The sequence below is a fragment of the Mycolicibacterium agri genome, assembly GCF_002553505.1.
Lineage (GTDB): Bacteria > Actinomycetota > Actinomycetes > Mycobacteriales > Mycobacteriaceae > Mycobacterium > Mycobacterium agri.
Window position 1 is genome coordinate 1 of the sequence record NZ_PDCP01000222.1, and the last position, 1,039, is coordinate 1,039.

Here is a 1,039-nt window from a genome sequence, read left to right on the forward strand (position 1 = left end):
CTTGCCGGTTAGGTGTCTTGGCGGGGGAGTTGGTTGGTGCGGTAGAGGTCGATGCAGGTGTTGCGGCGGACTTTGCCGCTGGTGGTGATGGGTAGGGCGCCGGGGGGGACTACGACGATGTCGGCGGCGGCTAGGCCGTGGGTGTTGGAGATGGCCGAGGTGACGTCGCGTTTGAGGGTTTGGTAGTGGGTGGCGATGGCCTCGTCGGTGTCGCCGCGGGGTTTGGTTTCGATGATGACGACCAGTTCTTCGACGCCGTCGGTGTCGCGGGGGACCGCGATGGCCGCGACGCGGCCTTTGGAGATTTCTTGGGTGGTGGCTTCGATGTCGTCGGGTGAGTGGTTGCGCCCGTAGACGATGAGTAGGTCTTTGATGCGCCCGACGATGAACAGTTCGCCGTCGGTGACAAATCCCAGATCGCCGGTGCGCAGCCAGGGCCCGGCCGGGGTGGCTGGTGACGGGTTGGTCAGCGTGGCGCCGAAAACGCGGGCGGTGTCGTCGGGTTTGTTCCAGTAGCCGGCGGCCACGTTGTCGCCGTGGACCCAGATCTCGCCGGTGGTCGCCGGTGGGCATTCGGTGCCGGTGTCGGGGTCGACGATGCATACCAGCGGGGAGTCGTTGAGCGGGTAGCTGATCAGCGCGGTGCCGTCGCCGGGGGCGCAGCGTTTGGCCTGGCCGGCGGCGAGTTTGTCGGATTCGAAGTCGACCACGGTGGGGGGCGCTCCGGCGCGGCTGGTGGCCACATACACGGTGGCTTCGGCCAGCCCGTAGGAGGGCCGCAGCACCGCCTTATCCAGCCCGAAGCGGGCGAAGCGGTCGGTGAAGCGGGTCAGCGTGGCCGGGTGTACCCGTTCGCTTCCGGACAAGATGGTGTGAACATTGCCCAGATCAAACCCGGCCATATCCTCATCAGAAGTTTTGCGGGCCGCCAACTCGAACGCGAAATTCGGTGCCGCTGAAAACGCCGACGAATAACTCGCCAACAAATGCATCCACCGCGCCGGCCGCTGCAAAAACGCCACCGGACTCATCAACACCG

General features: G+C 65.6%; 1 protein-coding gene. It reads right to left on the reverse strand.

Features of this window, described 5'->3' with window-relative positions; genetic code table 11:
• Positions 1–8 precede the first annotated feature (8 nt).
• On the reverse strand, positions 9–1,039 hold a 1,031-nt coding region (locus CQY20_RS33890; protein ID WP_165789336.1), incomplete at its 5' end, for an AMP-binding protein.